This window comes from Myroides sp. N17-2 (assembly GCF_002286775.1).
GTDB lineage: Bacteria > Bacteroidota > Bacteroidia > Flavobacteriales > Flavobacteriaceae > Flavobacterium.
Map to the genome: position 1 here is coordinate 39,612 of NZ_NSGJ01000020.1, position 18,132 is coordinate 57,743.

The 18,132-nt window shown below is 34.2% G+C and carries 14 protein-coding genes and 1 riboswitch; of the genes, 9 read left to right on the top strand and 5 right to left on the bottom strand.

The genetic code is table 11. The annotated features are described in order from the left end of the window. Positions 1-89: 89 nt before the first annotated feature. Positions 90-282, bottom strand: a riboswitch (cobalamin riboswitch). 134 nt (positions 283-416) lie between these two features. Then, entirely contained in the window at positions 417-1,910 is a 1,494-nt protein-coding gene (locus CF599_RS09965; protein ID WP_121965884.1) for a hypothetical protein, read from the bottom strand. Between the two features lie 146 nt (positions 1,911-2,056). Between CF599_RS09965 and CF599_RS09970 the strand changes: the two genes are divergently transcribed. Genes CF599_RS09970 through leuB form a run of 4 tightly spaced genes read left to right on the top strand, consistent with a single transcriptional unit; the run spans position 2,057 to position 6,338 of the window. Further along, entirely contained in the window at positions 2,057-3,232 is a 1,176-nt protein-coding gene (locus tag CF599_RS09970; protein ID WP_121965885.1) for a 2-isopropylmalate synthase, read from the top strand. Positions 3,233-3,243: 11 nt separating this feature from the next. Next, on the top strand, positions 3,244-4,647 hold the full coding sequence (gene leuC, locus CF599_RS09975) for a 3-isopropylmalate dehydratase large subunit (protein ID WP_121965886.1): 1,404 nt from the start codon (positions 3,244-3,246) through the stop codon (positions 4,645-4,647). Next, positions 4,631-5,218, top strand: coding sequence for a 3-isopropylmalate dehydratase small subunit (gene leuD / locus CF599_RS09980; protein WP_121965923.1), 588 nt, complete (start codon positions 4,631-4,633; stop codon positions 5,216-5,218). Before leuC ends, leuD begins: the two co-directional genes overlap by 17 nt. A gap of 1 nt (position 5,219) precedes the next feature. Further along, entirely contained in the window at positions 5,220-6,338 is a 1,119-nt protein-coding gene (gene leuB, locus CF599_RS09985; protein ID WP_121965887.1) for a 3-isopropylmalate dehydrogenase, read from the top strand. Positions 6,339-6,384: 46 nt separating this feature from the next. Here leuB and CF599_RS09990 read toward each other — a convergent pair whose 3' ends face one another. Further along, positions 6,385-8,430 (bottom strand): LTA synthase family protein, encoded by a 2,046-nt coding sequence (locus CF599_RS09990; protein ID WP_121965888.1) that lies wholly within the window; start codon positions 8,428-8,430, stop codon positions 6,385-6,387. A gap of 252 nt (positions 8,431-8,682) precedes the next feature. Between CF599_RS09990 and rpmH the strand changes: the two genes are divergently transcribed. Together rpmH and carB are read left to right on the top strand one after the other, a co-directional pair. Continuing rightward, on the top strand, positions 8,683-8,844 hold the full coding sequence (gene rpmH, locus CF599_RS09995) for a 50S ribosomal protein L34 (RefSeq protein ID WP_006256972.1): 162 nt from the start codon (positions 8,683-8,685) through the stop codon (positions 8,842-8,844). A gap of 148 nt (positions 8,845-8,992) precedes the next feature. Further along, positions 8,993-11,845: a carbamoyl-phosphate synthase large subunit gene (gene carB / locus CF599_RS10000; RefSeq protein ID WP_121965889.1), complete on the top strand. Its 2,853-nt coding sequence runs from the start codon at positions 8,993-8,995 to the stop codon at positions 11,843-11,845. Positions 11,846-11,896: 51 nt separating this feature from the next. Here carB and CF599_RS10005 read toward each other — a convergent pair whose 3' ends face one another. Beyond that, entirely contained in the window at positions 11,897-12,295 is a 399-nt protein-coding gene (locus tag CF599_RS10005) for a hypothetical protein (RefSeq protein WP_143824814.1), read from the bottom strand. 184 nt (positions 12,296-12,479) lie between these two features. Here CF599_RS10005 and rmuC point away from each other — a divergent pair, with 184 nt between their 5' ends. After that, a complete protein-coding gene (gene rmuC, locus CF599_RS10010; RefSeq protein WP_121965891.1) occupies positions 12,480-13,802 on the top strand; it encodes a DNA recombination protein RmuC in 1,323 nt (440 codons plus the stop codon). Positions 13,803-13,980: 178 nt separating this feature from the next. Continuing rightward, on the top strand, positions 13,981-15,294 hold the full coding sequence (gene mgtE / locus CF599_RS10015; protein WP_121965892.1) for a magnesium transporter: 1,314 nt from the start codon (positions 13,981-13,983) through the stop codon (positions 15,292-15,294). A gap of 62 nt (positions 15,295-15,356) precedes the next feature. Here the strand turns inward: mgtE and CF599_RS10020 are convergent, their stop codons facing one another. Next, a complete protein-coding gene (locus CF599_RS10020) occupies positions 15,357-15,581 on the bottom strand; it encodes a hypothetical protein (RefSeq protein WP_121965893.1) in 225 nt (74 codons plus the stop codon). Between the two features lie 57 nt (positions 15,582-15,638). Further along, a complete protein-coding gene (locus tag CF599_RS10025) occupies positions 15,639-16,883 on the bottom strand; it encodes an MFS transporter (RefSeq protein ID WP_121965894.1) in 1,245 nt (414 codons plus the stop codon). A gap of 136 nt (positions 16,884-17,019) precedes the next feature. Here CF599_RS10025 and meaB point away from each other — a divergent pair, with 136 nt between their 5' ends. Then, positions 17,020-18,123 carry a methylmalonyl Co-A mutase-associated GTPase MeaB gene (gene meaB, locus CF599_RS10030; RefSeq protein WP_121965895.1) on the top strand — a complete coding sequence of 368 codons (1,104 nt, stop codon included), beginning with the start codon at positions 17,020-17,022 and terminating at the stop codon, positions 18,121-18,123. Positions 18,124-18,132 lie beyond the last annotated feature (9 nt).

The window sequence follows — 18,132 nt, forward strand, 5'->3', positions numbered from 1 at the left end:
GCTTATCCCTGATTATACTAGATATAACCTTAGGATGTATGAATTAACACATTCCAACTTGACATGAAGCTCTAAACCGCGAAAGCATAGTCTATAAAACAGAATAAGGCAGGTCTCCTGACTTGTAACAGCTTTTATCGTCCTTCCCATTATCTTAAATCATAACAGTGGATCACTAGGATAAAAACTAGCATGTTACTTACAGTTGCGCGACAGTTCGTGATTCTCACACGATTCCCTTTTCATATACAACTAAGTATAACCTATTCTCTGGAATTAAATACTGTATTATTACTCTAATACAGTGGCGAAGATAGTAATTCTTTTGATACAAGCAAGCCTTTTTTAACAAACAAAGCCACAACAACTTCACAGTATGTGTGGCTTTTTATTTTATTTAATGTGATATTACCTTGTTAACTTAGTTTCCTTTTAGCCCAATTTAGCACATCGATATACAGGATACTACGGATATAAAACTTATTGTCATACAGCAGTTCCATTTTATCTACAAAACCCTTTAAAACAACAACTTGCTCTTTAGACGATGCCCCTAAAAGTCCCTCAAACAACTTCATAAAAGTGTCGTGTATCTCAGTCTTGTTCTTCATCTTTTTCATCAAGTTTCTATTGGCTTTAATAAAGTCTTCATAGTGTTGATCTTGTCCTGATTCGAACTGTGCCATTAATGATAAAATACGAGTATGAAATAGCAAATCTTCCTGTACGGTATAGTCAGTATTTGCTAAAATACGGGCTGTATAGGCTAAGGAATCTTCGTATTTTTTATACCCAAAATACAGTGACGCCACTTTAAAATAGAGAATATGAAAGTGGTGTTCATCTATCATATTACTATATTCATTAATCCCTCGTTGTAATTGTTTTACGAAGATTGTACTTCCATTGTATGTCTGTTGTATAAATTCGATGTTCAGTTTATTGCTAAACTGTAATAAAAATGCCTGCGAATTAATATTCTCTGATTGTGGGAAGTTCTCGCTAGTCAATTGCTCTTCTAATCTATTGTTCCAATAAATATATTTGTCTACTGACTTAAATAATAGCAATATCTTAAATAGATAAGAATTCCCCTTGAGGTACCATATTGGGTGGCTTAATATCATCTTTGGGTGATCATAAAATAACGCTACCCATAACTTAGCATATTTATAAGCATTGCGATAATCTTGTATCAAGAAACACAACCATACATGCGCTTTAAAATACCACAACTTCTCTCTAAAGTTAAGTAACTCAATATTAATATCTAATAGCTGATCACTAAACCTTGTGATTAGCTCTTGTTTTTCGTCCTCACTTTTTGCATATCCTGAAGTAAGCATCTCATTATAAAACTTAAGCGATAAGTTAGATAACTTCGTCGCATAATAATTCTGAATAATAAGATCATTAGATTGGGCAATCAGTTCATCCGCACGCCCAGTGATACTACGTGTGATATACTGTGATTCGATAACCTTCTCTAACTCTATAATTTCTAAAGCAAGGCTCTTCTCCTCTACGTCTAATGCGATTTGTTTCGCCTTATCTAATATTTTCAACCCCTGTTTATGCAGCCCTTTTTGATATAGAATAGTAGCGAAGTCAAGTTGTTCACGGATTTGTATCCTTACATTTTTTCTACTAGGATTCATACGCAGACTCGCTAAGATAGCCTTGTATAGATTCGCTTTTAGATTAGATAATTGCTGTTTGCTTGTGATTTTTTGTTTGAGAATATACTGTTCGTCATACTCCTCCATTTTATCCATAGCATTAAATAACGAGATGAATTTAGCATCTGCATTGTTCTGCAATCTGTTTACATATAATGTGAATTGACGTTTCTCTGACCTTGTCAGTGATTTTATCAATACAAATAACCAGTCTTTTCCCCAATTTGACATTGTAACAAAAAATACTTTAAATAATTAAAAAACAACAACTTATAATACAAAAACCACATTTTAACATTGTAGTTTTTAACTTTTCTTTAAAGATAGTGAAAAGCTTTTATACACTTTTGTTTAAAGTTATTTAAAACACTAAAAATATGAAAACTGAAAAAATTGAGATTTTTGACACCACATTAAGAGATGGAGAACAAGTACCTGGTTGTAAGTTAGATAAAAAACAAAAACTAGAGATTGCTTACCAACTCGATGAGCTAGGTGTTGATGTTATCGAGGCAGGCTTTCCTATTTCTAGTCCAGGTGACTTTGAAGCTGTACAAGCCATCAGTAAGATAGTAAAGAATGCTAAGATATGTGCATTAACTCGTGCCAATACTAAAGATATAGACTCAGCTGCTAGAGCATTAGAATACGCTCATAAACCTAGAATACATACAGGTATAGGTACTTCTGATTCGCATATTAAATACAAGTTTAACTCTACACAAGAGGAAATAATAGGTAGAGCTAGTGAAGCTGTAGCCTATGCTAAAAAATATGTGCAGGATATAGAATTCTATGCTGAAGATGCAGGAAGAACAGATAATGCGTATCTAGCTAAAGTTTGTGAAGCAGTAATACAAGCAGGAGCTACAGTTATCAATATCCCTGACACGACAGGATACTGCTTACCTACTGACTATGGTAACAAGATTAAATATCTAAAAGAACATGTCAAGGGAATAGATAATGTAATCTTATCATGTCACTGTCACAATGATTTAGGAATGGCAACAGCCAACTCTATAGCAGGTATTATGAATGGAGCTAGGCAAATAGAGTGTACCATCAATGGTATCGGCGAGCGAGCAGGTAATACAGCACTAGAAGAAGTAGTGATGATCTTAAAACAACATCAGCGTTTAGGGTTTCACACAGATATCAATACCACGATGTTAAATAGATTAAGTCAGTTGACCTCTAACACGATGGGAATGGTCGTGCAGCCAAATAAAGCTATTGTAGGGGCTAATGCATTTGCTCACAGTTCAGGCATTCATCAAGATGGAGTGATTAAACGCCGTGATACATATGAGATTATTGATCCTAAAGAAGTCGGTGTTGATGCTTCATCTATTATTCTTACAGCGCGAAGTGGTAGATCTGCATTAGCTTATAGATTTAAAAACATTGGATTTGATGTGACTAAAATAGAATTAGACACACTATATGAATACTTCTTAGGAGTAGCTGATACTAAAAAAGAAGTAACTGAGGTAGACTTACATGCTATTATGACTATGTACACTCAAAACCAAATGATTAAACACGCTTAAACCAAAAACTAATGACTCATAAACCAAAAACATTATTTGATAAAGTATGGGACGCTCACGTAATAGAGAGTATAGAGAATGGCCCAGATATATTATATATAGACAAACATCTAATTCATGAGGTAACAAGTCCACAGGCATTTGATGAACTTAAGAAAAGAGGTATCTCTGTTTTTAGACCGCAACAAATAGTAGCTACTGTAGATCACAATGTACCCACTCTAAATCAAGAACAACCAATAAAAGATCCGTTATCAAAACAACAAGTAGATCAATTAGCAATAAACTGTAAAGACAATAACATTACCTATTATGATCTAGGACATGAATATCAAGGAATAGTACACATTATAGCACCTGAGCTTGGTATTACTCAACCGGGGATGAGTATGGTCTGTGGAGATAGCCATACGTCTACACATGGTGCCTTTGGTACAATTGCTTTTGGAATCGGAACAAGTCAAGTAGCCCAAGTATTCGCTAGTCAGTGTACCTTAATGAATAAGCCTAAGACAATGCGTATCACTGTTGAAGGTCATCTAAATAGTCATGTTCAACCAAAAGATGTTATCCTATATATCATCTCTAAAGTAGGAACTGATGCAGGTACAGGGTATTTCTGTGAGTATGCAGGTAATGTATTTGAACAGATGACTATGGAAGGCAGAATGACTGTCTGTAATATGAGTATAGAGATGGGGGCACGTGGAGGAATGATTGCTCCTGACCAAACTACATTTGATTATGTAAAAGGAAAGCCCTTTGCTCCTAAAGGAGAAGAGTGGGATAAAAAAGTAGCATATTGGAAAACATTACCTACAGATAAAGAAGCGAAATTCGACTGTGAATATCACTTTAAAGCTGAAGATATAAAACCAATGATTACGTATGGAACTAATCCTAGTATGGGGATAAACATTGATACATTTATTCCTCTAAACAAAACAGATTCAGAAGAAAAGGCGCTTAGTTACATGGGATTATTACCTGGTCAGGCTATAGATACCATCCCTGTAAAACACGTTTTTATTGGAAGTTGTACTAATGCTAGAATAGAAGATTTTAGAGTGGCAGCATCCTATATTAAAGGAAAGAGAATATCTCAAGACATTAATGCCTTAATAGTTCCAGGTTCACAACAAGTGGTGGCTCAAATAAAAGAAGAAGGCTTAGATGCCGTATTCCAAGAAGCGGGATTTGTGATTAGACAGCCCGGATGCTCTGCTTGCCTTGCGATGAATGAGGATAAGATTCCATCAGGAGAATTTTGTGTATCTACTTCGAACAGAAACTTCGAAGGTAGACAAGGACAAGGATCTCGTACATTATTAGCAAGCCCTCTAACAGCTGCGATAGTAGCGATAGAAGGCAAGATTACTTACTCTAAAATGAATGAATATGCAAGCGTTAACTAAGATAACATCAACAGCAACTCCTCTAGCAATAGAGAACATAGATACAGATCAGATTATCCCTGCTAGATTCTTAAAGAGTATTAACAGAGAGGGCTTCGGAGATAATCTATTTAGAGATTGGCGATCTAATAATGACGGCAGTCCTAAACAAGATTTTCCACTTAACAACCCCAAGTACTCAGGTGAAATATTAATCGCGGGGAATAACTTTGGTTGTGGGAGTAGTAGAGAACACGCTGCGTGGGCGTTGTCTGATTATGGCTTTAAAGTTATCGTAAGTAGTTTCTTCGCTGATATCTTTAAAAGTAATGCATTAAATAATGGCGTATTACCCGTTATGGTCAGCAAAGAATACCTCGCTTACCTATTTAATGAAATAGAGAATAACCCAAAAACACAGATAACTGTAGATGTAGAACATCAATCTATAGTAATAAACAATAGAGAAGAACACTTTGAATTAGACCCATATAAAAAGATCTGTCTACTTAATGGGTATGATGATATAGACTATTTAATTGCTAAAAAAGAGGCTATCGCAGCCTTTGAGTTAACCACTAATACCTACTAATATGATGAACAAATATGATATCGCTGTATTACCAGGAGATGGTATAGGCCCAGAAGTAATCAACGAAACGATTAAAGTACTTAATGCAGCTGCTCAGACGTACGTCTTCCAGTTGCAATATCACGAAGCATTAGTAGGTGCAATAGCTATTGATCAAACAAATAATCCACTACCCGCAGATACCTTAGCGAAATGTAAAGCTTCTGATGCAGTCTTATTTGGTGCGATTGGAGATCCTAAGTATGATAATGATCCTACTGCTAAAGTACGTCCTGAACAAGGGTTATTAGCGCTTAGAAAAGCCTTAGGATTATATGCTAACGTACGTCCTGTGAAGGCTTACAAGAAGTTAATCGATAAGAGTCCTTTAAAAGAGAGCATTATTCAGGGTACTGATATGGTTATTTACAGAGAGTTAATCAGTGGTATTTACTTTGGCGAAAAGAGTACATCTGCTGATGGCAAATCAGCTACTGATATCTGTACTTATCATCAAGAGGAAATCGAAAACATTACTCGTAGAGCCTTTAAAGCAGCTACACAGAGACGTAATAAAGTTACCTTAATCGACAAAGCTAATGTGTTAGAAACGTCAAGATTATGGAGAAAAGTAGTAAAGAGGATTGCAACTGAGTTTCCACAAGTAGAACTAGACTTTATGTTCGTAGACAATGCAGCTATGCAGTTAATACTTAATCCAAAACAGTTTGACGTCATCTTGACAGAAAATATGTTTGGTGATATTATTTCTGACGAAGCAAGTGTAATCGGAGGTTCTATCGGTTTATTGCCATCAGCTTCTATCGGGGATGAGCATGCTTTATTTGAACCGATCCACGGTTCTTATCCACAAGCTAAAGGCCTAGGTATTGCTAACCCTATCGCTTCTATTTTAAGTGGAGCGATGATGTTAGAGCACTTAGGAGAACACGATGCCGCAGATGCTATTCAAGACGCTGTGATACATTGTATTAATGCAGGCGTATTGACCCCTGACTTAGATACATCTTCTAAATTCAACACTACTGATATAGGAGATTATATCAGTAATCATGTGCGATATAGAACAGGATATAGATATCAAGATATAGTTCCTTATAACAAATCGACTATTATATAATCTTAAATAATAAAAGCTCCTTTATATAGGAGCTTTTATTGTTTTACTAATCCTTATTCTGTTGATGGCGCTGTATATCTTGATAAATTTTAATGGTGTGCATTGTAGTGAATGTTTTCATTTTATCTAACATATACTGACCATGCTCCCCTATCTCAGGTTGCACTAATAACTTTCGTTTATTCTTTCCTGCCCAAGTATAATAGTATACTTTATCATTTTCAATCGCTATAGCTCCTATGGAATCAGCCATAAAATTATAATCATTAATAGCAAATCTATATTTCTTCTTTTTATCAAATAAATCATCTCCAGTATAAATATACTTTGCATTTGATAAACTCAAATTAAATATAGTTGGAAAAATATCTTTATGAGCAGCCATGATATTTGCATCAAAGAAAGCAGGTTTATACTTCTCCGGTATATAGAACAAGATAGGAACACTTCTTTTCATAAAGCCATCTTCAGGTGTATATTCAAATACTTGTCTAATATTATGATCTCCAGAAGCAACTATAATTGTATTTTCGCCATAAGGAGATTCTTTTATTGTCTTGATTAATCTTGCTAATTCTGAGGCAGCGTATTGGTGAGAATAAAAATTAGCATATGCTATATCCTCTTTTACTCTAATACTCTTCTTTACCTCTGCAGGCATTTTTATCGGTTTAGTTTTAAAACTAGTTGGAACCTCAAAAGGTGTATGATTACTAATGGTAAGACCAAAGATAAACTTCGGTTTGCCATCCTCTTTCTTTAAAGTATTAAATATATAATCAAATAAATAACCATCATGTACTCCCCAAGCGAATTGCTCTGCATTAGGATTAAACTCAAGTATATCATTGTTCCCTTTTAAATAATCAAAATGCTGACGTTCTAGCATCTTATCAATATTTCTCCAAGACAAATTAGCTCCTGTTAAAAAATACGTATCATATCCCTTTGATTTAAATGGCAAAGCAATAGAAGTAGAAAAAGGAGTATCAAAATAAACAGATTGAGATATAATTGTCTTAGGTGTACCTATGATAAAGTTCTCTAACGTTTGAATGGTTCCATTAAATGCTGATGTACCATTCTTAAAATAATATAGGTTAGGTAACTCTTCTTTTAGATCTCCAATTAAATTAAACTCATCCGTATTTAGTTCAAAATAATGATTACTCATGCTTTCCATCTGAAGAAAGATCACATTAGGAGGATTCTTCTCTAAGAACTCATTATAAGCAGTTTTAGTTGACAAATCATTATCAAAAAAAGGCGACTCACTACCTAAGTATTCCTTTTGAATATCTACTATAGATTTATAGTTAGAACTAGCTATCTCCTTATCAATATCAGGAACTATCATATTCTCCTTTCGTTCTGAATTAGCGAACTTAAGACTATAAATAGCATTATATCCCAAGGAATTAACAAACTCATTAGTAGATACATTAGTATGCTCACGACGAAGGGTAAACTCACCTAAGCTACCACGCATTCCAATAAAAAATAGAAGAACAACAAGAGTTAGTAAATAGTCTTTCTTTTTAAAAGTAACTGAGATATTAGTTTCAACTAGATTCTTCTTAATAGATCGACTAAGAAAAATAAAAGATAAAACAGCAATTAGATAAACACTAACAATCTTCAAAATAGGGTAATCCGTCCAAACTGAATCTAATACAGCTGATGTGTCATCATAAAAAATTCCAAAGAAAAGTAGGTTAATATGAGATTGAAAAAACTGATAAAAGAAATAATCTATGATAATTAAAGATAAAAACAACAACAATACAATCATTAATATAATAGATATTGCAGTATAATATATTTTTAAAAACCTCAAAGAAAAACGCTGAGGAATAAACATAGAGACTAACCAAAATAATACTAATGGTAAAAAACCATAGCATATAGCAGAAATATCAAATCGTGCACCTGAAATAAGGGCTTTAACAATCCCAACCTTAACTTCATTTAATTCTTCTACATTGCCATAGCTAAATAAGAAGAAGAATCTACTAATTAAAAAAATAAAGAAGAAAAAAACAAAGTACACACACGTTATTTTCAGCACTCTTTTATATAAACCTATGTTCATGAACTTAACTTTAACACTTTTAAAACAGCAAAAATAATAAATATGATTACAAATCCTTAACAATGTCTTTATTATTTAGTAATATTGCATTTATATAGTAAGAGATCAGCAAAACAGAAAGAATAAAAATATTTTTCAAAAACGTTTTGTAAGAGTAAAAAGACTTTTATATATTTGCACTCGGTTTTTAAGCAACAGCTAATTCAAAGAAACCAGTTAGATTAGTAAAATTAAGATTTAAAGATAAAAGCAATGAGCAAAAGAACGTTTCAACCATCGAATAGAAAAAGAAGAAACAAACATGGTTTCATGGATAGAATGTCTACTCCTAACGGTAGAAAAGTATTAGCTGCTAGAAGAGCTAAAGGAAGACATAAATTGACTGTTTCTTGTGAAACAAGACATAAAAAATAATGTTTGAGTCAAACATAGCTAAAGGTGTTACTATTATTTGTAACGCCTTTTTTTATACTTTGTCGTAAAGAACACCATCTATCACACACAACAACACTAAACTTACTTCACTCACAACGAAGTATTTAACATAACAACACAGACTAAAATGCCAAAAGACAATTCTATCAAAACTGTATTAATCATTGGTTCAGGACCAATCATTATCGGACAGGCTTGTGAATTTGATTACTCTGGTTCACAATCAGCAAGATCTTTAAGAGAAGAAGGAATTAAAGTTATCTTAATTAACTCTAACCCTGCTACAATTATGACTGACCCTTCAATGGCAGATCATATTTACTTAAAACCTTTGACTGCAAGATCTATTATCGAGATCTTAGTAGCTCATCCTGAGATTGACGCTGTTCTACCTACTATGGGAGGTCAAACAGCACTAAACTTATGTTTAGAATGCGATGAGAAAGGTATTTGGGCTGACTTTGGGGTACGCCTAATTGGTGTTGACATCAACGCTATTAACATCACTGAAGACCGTGAACAGTTCAAACAACTTTTAGAAAGAATAGATGTACCTGCAGCACCTGCAAAAACAGCTACTTCATTCTTAGAAGGAAAAGAAATTGCACAAGAATTCGGTTTCCCATTAGTTATCCGCCCTTCATTTACACTTGGAGGTACAGGAGCAGCTTTCGTACACAAAGCAGAAGACTTTGACGATTTGCTAACTTATGGTTTAGAAGCTTCTCCTATCCACGAAGTTTTAATAGATAAAGCTTTACTTGGATGGAAAGAGTACGAATTAGAATTATTACGTGACAAAAACGACAACGTAGTAATCATCTGTACTATCGAAAATATGGACCCTATGGGTATCCACACTGGAGATAGTATTACAGTAGCACCTGCTATGACATTATCTGATAGAACATTCCAAAGAATGCGTGACCTATCAATCAAGATGATGCGTAGTATTGGTAACTTCGCTGGAGGATGTAACGTACAGTTCGCTGTATCACCAGACGAAAAAGAAGATATTGTAGCTATTGAGATTAACCCACGTGTATCTCGTTCTTCTGCATTAGCATCTAAAGCTACAGGTTACCCTATCGCTAAGATTGCAACTAAACTTGCATTAGGATATACATTAGATGAGTTACAAAACCAAATTACTAAATCTACTTCTGCTTTATTCGAGCCGACTTTAGATTATGTAATTGTAAAAATACCACGTTGGAACTTTGATAAGTTTGAAGGAGCAGATAGAACATTAGGTCTTCAAATGAAATCAGTAGGAGAAGTAATGGGTATCGGGCGTTCATTCCAAGAAGCGTTACACAAAGCAACACAATCATTAGAGATTAAACGAAATGGTTTAGGAGCTGACGGTAAAGGATACACAAATTACGATCAGATTATCGACAAACTTACTCACGCAAGTTGGGATAGAGTTTTCGTAATCTACGACGCAATCCAACACGGTATTCCATTAAGTAGAATACACGAAATCACTAAAATTGATATGTGGTTCTTAAAACAATATGAAGAACTATATACCCTAGAAAAAGAGATTTCTAAATATACGTTAGAGACTTTACCTAAGGATTTAATGCTTGAAGCAAAACAAAAAGGTTTTGCAGATAGACAAATCGCTCACATGTTAAACACTGTGGAAAGTAAAGTACACACACTACGTGATGATATGAATATCAACCGTGTATTTAAATTAGTAGATACATGTGCAGCTGAGTTTCCAGCTAAAACACCTTACTACTACTCTACTTTCGAAGCTGAAATTCAGAGACCTGATGGAACGCGTTATGTGTCTAACGAAAGTATCGTAACAGATAAGAAAAAAGTAGTAGTATTAGGATCAGGACCTAACCGTATCGGTCAAGGGATTGAGTTTGACTACTCTTGTGTACACGGAGTATTAGCAGCAGAAGAGTGTGGATACGAAACGATAATGATTAACTGTAACCCAGAGACAGTATCTACTGACTTTGATACAGCGAATAAATTATACTTCGAACCAGTATTTTGGGAGCATATCTATGACATCATCAGACACGAGAAACCAGAAGGTGTAATCGTACAGTTAGGTGGTCAGACAGCTCTTAAACTAGCTGAAAAACTAGAGAAAAATGGTATCAAGATATTAGGTACTAGCTTTGACGCATTAGACTTAGCTGAAGATAGAGGTCGTTTCTCTGAATTATTAGAGCAATTAGACATCCCATTCCCTCAGTTTGGTGTTGCTAAAACAGCAGAACAAGCAAACAAATTAGCAGACGAATTAGACTTCCCTCTATTAGTGAGACCTTCTTATGTATTAGGAGGACAAGGAATGAAGATTGTTATCAATAAAAAGGAATTAGAAGATCACGTAATCGAATTACTAAACTCTATTCCTGGTAACTCATTATTACTTGACCACTATCTAGCAGGAGCTATAGAAGCTGAAGCAGATGCTATCTGTGATGGAGAGAATGTACACATCATCGGTATTATGGAGCATATAGAGCCATGTGGAGTTCACTCTGGTGATAGCCACGCGATGTTACCTCCATTTAACTTAGGTGAATTTGTTTTAAACCAAATTAAAGACCACACAAGAAAGATTGCTGTAGCTTTAAAAACAGTTGGTTTAATCAACATTCAGTTTGCTATCAAAGACGATGTCGTATATATTATCGAAGCTAACCCTAGAGCATCTAGAACAGTTCCTTTCATCGCTAAAGCGTATGGAGAGCCTTATGTAAACTACGCTACGAAAGTAATGTTAGGTCACAACAAGGTAACTGACTTTGAATTTAATCCACAGTTAAACGGATACGCGATCAAAACACCTGTATTCTCTTTCAACAAGTTCAAAAATGTAAATAAAGCATTAGGACCTGAAATGAAATCTACAGGAGAAAGCATCTTGTTTATCGAGAACTTAAGAGACGATCAGTTCTATGAAATCTATTCTCGTAGAAAAATGTACTTAAGTAGATAATACTAAAAAAGCCCACTTGGATCAAGTGGGCTTTTTCTTTTTATTATTTAATTATTTGTTCCTTGTGTAGCCATTCTGCCTATTACTATAATATTTATAGTAGATTCCTCCTGCACAGACTTCATACTCTCCAAAATCAAAACTACCAGAACTCGATATCACAAAGATTGCATTAGGCAAAACATTGCGATCTTTCATAATAAACTCTTTAAGGTCTTTCATACTCCAATAACCTTGAACAACGTGCCCATCAGCTATAGCCTTTTCTTCATCAAGTTTAGTAAAGTTACAAGCGATATATCCATCCATTTTCACAAGCTTATCACTTATATCTCTCTTCTTTTTACTATTAACTTTAGTATTCTCAGCAACTGTTACTTCTTCTTTATCCTGTGCAAAAGAGAAAGTAAAAGTAAACATCAACATAACTAAACATAAAATATTTTTCATAGGCTGTAAATATTAATTAATCACTATTACTAAATTAATAAAAAAACAACTTAATTATTTATACTTCTATAAATAAACAACTTACAAACAACAAATACCTTTTGCTATAAACCATAGCAATCCAAACACTCCTAATATACACAATATTTAGTACTTTTGATTATTAAACTTTAGTAAACATATTATGTCTCAAGAACTATTAATTGCACTATTAGCTATCTTAATTATCATTGCTTTTTTTATTGGTAAATACGGTAAGAAAGAAACCACCTCATCTAGTGATCTGATAAGACTAGAAGCAGATAATGACTATAAAAGCAAGCAAATAGAACAATTAAAAACAGAGAAGAAAAACATAGAAGATAACCTAGAGTTTATAAGACAAGACAACCAAGAATTAATAGCTCGTATTTCTATACGCGACACTGAATATGCTAATCTTCAAGAGAAATTAGATACACAACAACAAGAAACAGCTAACCTACAAGAGAAATTCACAAAAGAGTTTGAGAACCTTGCTAATCGAATACTAGAAGAGAAGAGTGATAAGTTTACTAAACAGAATAAAGCTAGCTTAGAGACTCTCCTAACTCCTCTACAAGAAAAGATAGTACACTTCGAACAAAAAGTAGAACAGACACATAAAGAAAGTATTGACCACCATGCATCACTACGCCAACAGATATTTGGGTTACAACAGCTCAACCAAAAGATGAGTCAAGAAACACTTAACCTTACCAAAGCTCTAAAAGGCGATAATAAAATGCAAGGAAACTGGGGTGAGATGATCTTAGAAAGTGTACTAGAAAAATCTGGTCTAGAGAAAGGGCGTGAATACGAAACACAACAAAGTTATACCTCTGATGCAGGTAATAGATTACAGCCTGATGTAGTTATTCACCTACCTGACAATAGACATATGGTAGTCGACTCAAAAGTATCCTTAGTTGCTTATGAACAATATATCAATACTGTCGATACAGAAGAACAGAACCATTACTTACAAGAGCATTTATACTCTCTAAAAAGACATATAGATGGGCTGTCAGAGAAGAATTACTTTGAATTATATAAAGGTACTAGTCCAGACTTTGTACTCTTATTCATTCCTATTGAAACTGCTTTTTCTATTGCCATTAATACTGACAACACCTTGTATACAAAGGCATTCGAAAAAAACATTGTGATAGTTACCCCTTCTACCCTATTAGCTACACTACGTACCATAGAATCAATGTGGAGCCAGCGCAAGCAACAAGAGAATGCTTATGAAATAGCGAGACAAGCTGGTTTACTATATGACAAATTTGTAGGTCTTGTAACCGATTTACAAAAAGTTGGTAAAAGAATAGATGAGACAAGAAGCGAGTACGACAGTGCCTTTAACAAACTAAGTGAAGGAAAAGGAAATTTAATTACCTCTGTACAAAAACTAAAAGATATGGGAGCCAAAGCAAAGAAAAGCTTAGATTCACAAACTATAGATAATGCTATAGACAACCAATAGCTTAAATACATAAAATATTATCAGAAGTTTAGAGCCTGTTTAAAATACATAGACGTATTTTAAACAGACTCTAATTTTATTAAAAAATCATTAGAAATTTTAAAGTACACCAAGTAAAGATTACCTTTGCTCTGTTTTTAAGAAAATATTGTACTAACACCTTAATAAACTTCGATCTATGACTTTTAAAGATATGCACCCAGCGGATATTGCTGAAGCTATTACAGAGATGAAAAAAACTGAAAGAAACCTTGCGTTTCTAAAGCTTTCACCTGACTTAAAAGTTGAAGTATTCTCCTTCTTAGACATTAATATTCAAGAAGAAATAGTACGCAGTATGACTCAAGAAGATTATGCTGACGTACTAAACAACCTTGAACCTGATGACCGTACAGAGCTTTTAGAGGACTTCCCAGATGAGCTAATCAAATATTCTATCAACCTACTTAATGATAAAGAGAAACAAATAGCTCTTAACTTAATAGGCTATAAAGAAGATAGTATTGCTAGGCTAATGACACCTTTATATATCCAAACCAAGGCTAACAGAACAGTTAGACAAGTCTTAGATCATATAAAAGTCTATGGTAAGAAAGCTGAAACATTAAACTATATCTATGTAGTTGATGATCACAATAGATTAATTGACGACTTAAAATTAGGAGAACTTGTATTAGCTGATGAGAATACACTGATCTCTGACTTAATAGACAATACATTTACATCTATCACGAGTACTACTAAGACAGAAGATGCCTTTGATATATTCGAGAAGTATGACCGTTCTGCACTGCCTATTATCACAGAAAGTGGTGTATTAGTAGGTATTGTAACCTTCGATGATATCTTAGATGCGATTAAAGATAGAGATACTGAAGATATCCAGAAGTTCGGGGGGATGGAAGAATTAGACTTATCATATACTCAGACACCTTTATTTGAATTAGTGCGCAAAAGAGCAGGTTGGTTAATTATCCTATTCTTAGGAGAGATGCTTACTGCTTCTGCGATGGGACACTATGAAGGAGAAATAGAAAAAGCAGTGGTACTAGCGCTATTTGTTCCATTAATTATCTCTAGTGGTGGTAACTCAGGATCACAAGCGGCATCACTTATCATCCGTGCAATGGCACTAGGTGAATTAAAAATAAGCGATTGGTGGTATGTAATGCGTAAAGAATTAGCTTCAGGAGTAATGCTTGGAAGTATTCTTGGTATCATCGGTTTTATACGAATCTTTATCTGGCAAGAAGCAGGAATATACGATTATGGAATACACTGGGTAGAAGTAGGATTAAGCGTTTCTGTATCTTTACTATTCATTGTACTCTGGGGGACCTTATCTGGATCGTTAATCCCATTTATCTTGAGAAAGTTCGGTATGGACCCTGCTACAGCATCAGCACCATTTGTAGCTACTTTAGTAGACGTTTCTGGATTGATTATCTACTTCTCAATTGCAGCAATGTTCTTATCAGGAAAACTACTCTAATAAAAAAAATATATAACAAAGGGCGTAAGTACTGTATACTTATGCCCTTTGTTATATATTACTTACTCTTGAGTCGCCGTTTTAGTAGTTTTTAATAAAGTGCCATCATTCTTCACAATAGGACTATTATGATTATTGTAAATCTGAGGGCTTACACTTTTATTATATTCAGCTAGAGACTTTTGATATTCGTTCTTGAATTCACTAGAGTTTTCAGCTAATTTAGTAGAACTACTACATGAACCAAATACTACTCCAAGGGCAATAACAGTAATAAACATTTTCATAATGTAACTTTTAAGAGTTTGATATGTTTAAAGATACATACTTTTTTATTTCTAATACTACTCTTCTTCTCTAAACTTAACTTTCTTCATATTAGGTAAGAATGCAGCTATAATACCGATTAATGGTAGATAAGCACAGATCACATAGATATTCTCAATAGAAGTGCGATCTGCCCACCAACCTAATACAGCAGAACCTAATCCCCCCATACCGAAGGCAAAACCATAGAATAGCCCAGATACCATTCCTATCTTACGAGGTAATAACTCTTGCGCATATACTAATATAGATGGGAAGGCAGATGATAAGATTAATCCTATGATAACTATTAGTATTCCTGTCCATTCTAAAGAAGCATAAGGCAACATTAATGTGAACGGAGCCACTCCTAACACAGAAAACCAGATAATATACTTACGGCCAACTTTGTCTCCAAAGAAGCCTCCTATTAATGTTCCTGCAGCAACAGCTAATAAGAAATAGAACAAATATACTTGTGCCTGTACTTCACTTAATCCAAACTTCTCCATTGTATAAAATTGGAAATAACTAGAAATACTAGCAACATAGAAGTACTTAGAAAAAATCAATAATAGCAGAACAAAGATAGACGTCCACACTCTGAACTTAGATAGCTCAGGTATACGGATAGCTTTTTTCATTTTATTAGCTTGATGTTTTAAAACATCTTTATACCATCCACCGATAAAGGCATAAACAAACTGAGCGATAATAGACACTACTACAAACCACAGTAACTGTTGTTGGCCTTTAGGCAATACTATCCACGCAACTAATAATGGCGCTAATGCCGTTCCTGTATTTCCTCCTATTTGAAAAATAGACTGAGCTAAACTTCGTTTTCCCCCTGAGGCAACATAAGATACTCTAGATGATTCTGGATGAAAGATAGATGATCCGATACCTATCAATACTACTGCACAGAGTACCATCGCATAACTAGGAGCATAACTCAAAAGAATAACTCCTAACATAGAGCATAGCATTCCTATCATTTGAGAATAAGGTTTAGGATGCTTATCTGTATAAGTTCCTACTAGAGGCTGTAATAAAGAAGATGAAATCTGAAAACAGAATGTAATAATACCAATCTGTGCAAAACTTAAATTATAATTCGTCTTTAACATTGGATAAATAGCAGGTACTATGGCCTGTAACAAATCATTACATAAATGTCCAAAACTAATTGCTAACAGTATTGGATAGACTGTTTTATGGTTTAGTGTTAGCTCATTTATCTTGTCTACTATTTTTTTAGGATAAAGTAATTTACTATTCATTAGGTTATTTTTCGTTAAGCCCAAATATAAGTGCTACACTGCATACCCTCCTAACCTTTCAAATAAATTTCGAAATATGCCTATTTTTAGTACATTTACCTTTTATCATTGTTACCATCTATTTAGATTCTAGAAAATGTTACAGCATAATCATAATAAATCAGCGTTAACTGAAAACCAAGGTATAGAGCAGCCGAATACTACGGATAAAAGCGCTATTGCTAAGTTTCAAGAGAGACGCAGACAAAAAATATCGACGGCTGAAATCATCAAAAGAATAATAAACAATGATAAAGTAGCACTAAGCCAAGGTATTACCCTTATAGAGAGTTTAAATCCAGAACACCATGCCCAAGCTGAAGAAATAGTACAAGGATGTCTACCTTATGCTAATAAATCTATCCGCATAGGTATCACTGGAGTACCTGGAGTAGGGAAAAGTACCTTTATAGAAGCTTTTGGGCTTCTACTTACTAAACTAGGAAAGAAAGTAGCAGTATTAGCTATTGACCCTAGTAGTAGTATTACGAAGGGAAGTATTCTAGGTGATAAAACACGTATGGAAGAATTAGTACGATTAGAAGAAGCTTTTATACGTCCATCGGCATCAGGAGATAGTTTAGGAGGTGTAGCTAGAAAAACGAGAGAGAGTATTATCTTATGTGAAGCCTGTGGTTTTGATACCATACTAGTAGAGACAGTAGGTGTTGGTCAGAGTGAGACTGCCGTGCAGAGTATGGTTGACTTCTTTCTGCTATTAGGTCTAGCGGGTGCAGGTGATGAGCTACAAGGAATCAAAAGAGGAATAATGGAAATGGCCGATGCTGTGATTATCAATAAAGCGGATGGAGAGAATATCAAAAAAGCACATATGGCTAAGGTAGATTATAACAGAGCCTTACATTTGTTCCCAAGAAAACCATCAGACTGGAGCCCTAAAGTAAGTACCTGTAGTGCTATAGAGAATACTGGTATCCAAGAAATATGGGATATCATTACACAATACATTGAATTAACAAAAGACAATGGATATTTTGATTCACATCGTAAAGAACAGAATCAATATTGGATGATGGAAACAATCAATGAGAATATATTAATGAACTTCTATAACCATCCTGAAGTAAAAGCAATGCTAGTAGAAAACAAAAAAGCAGTGCAAAATAGTGAGTTATCACCTTTTGCAGCTGCTCATAAAATATTGGATCTATATTTCAAATCAGACGATTCTAATCAATAACATAGAATC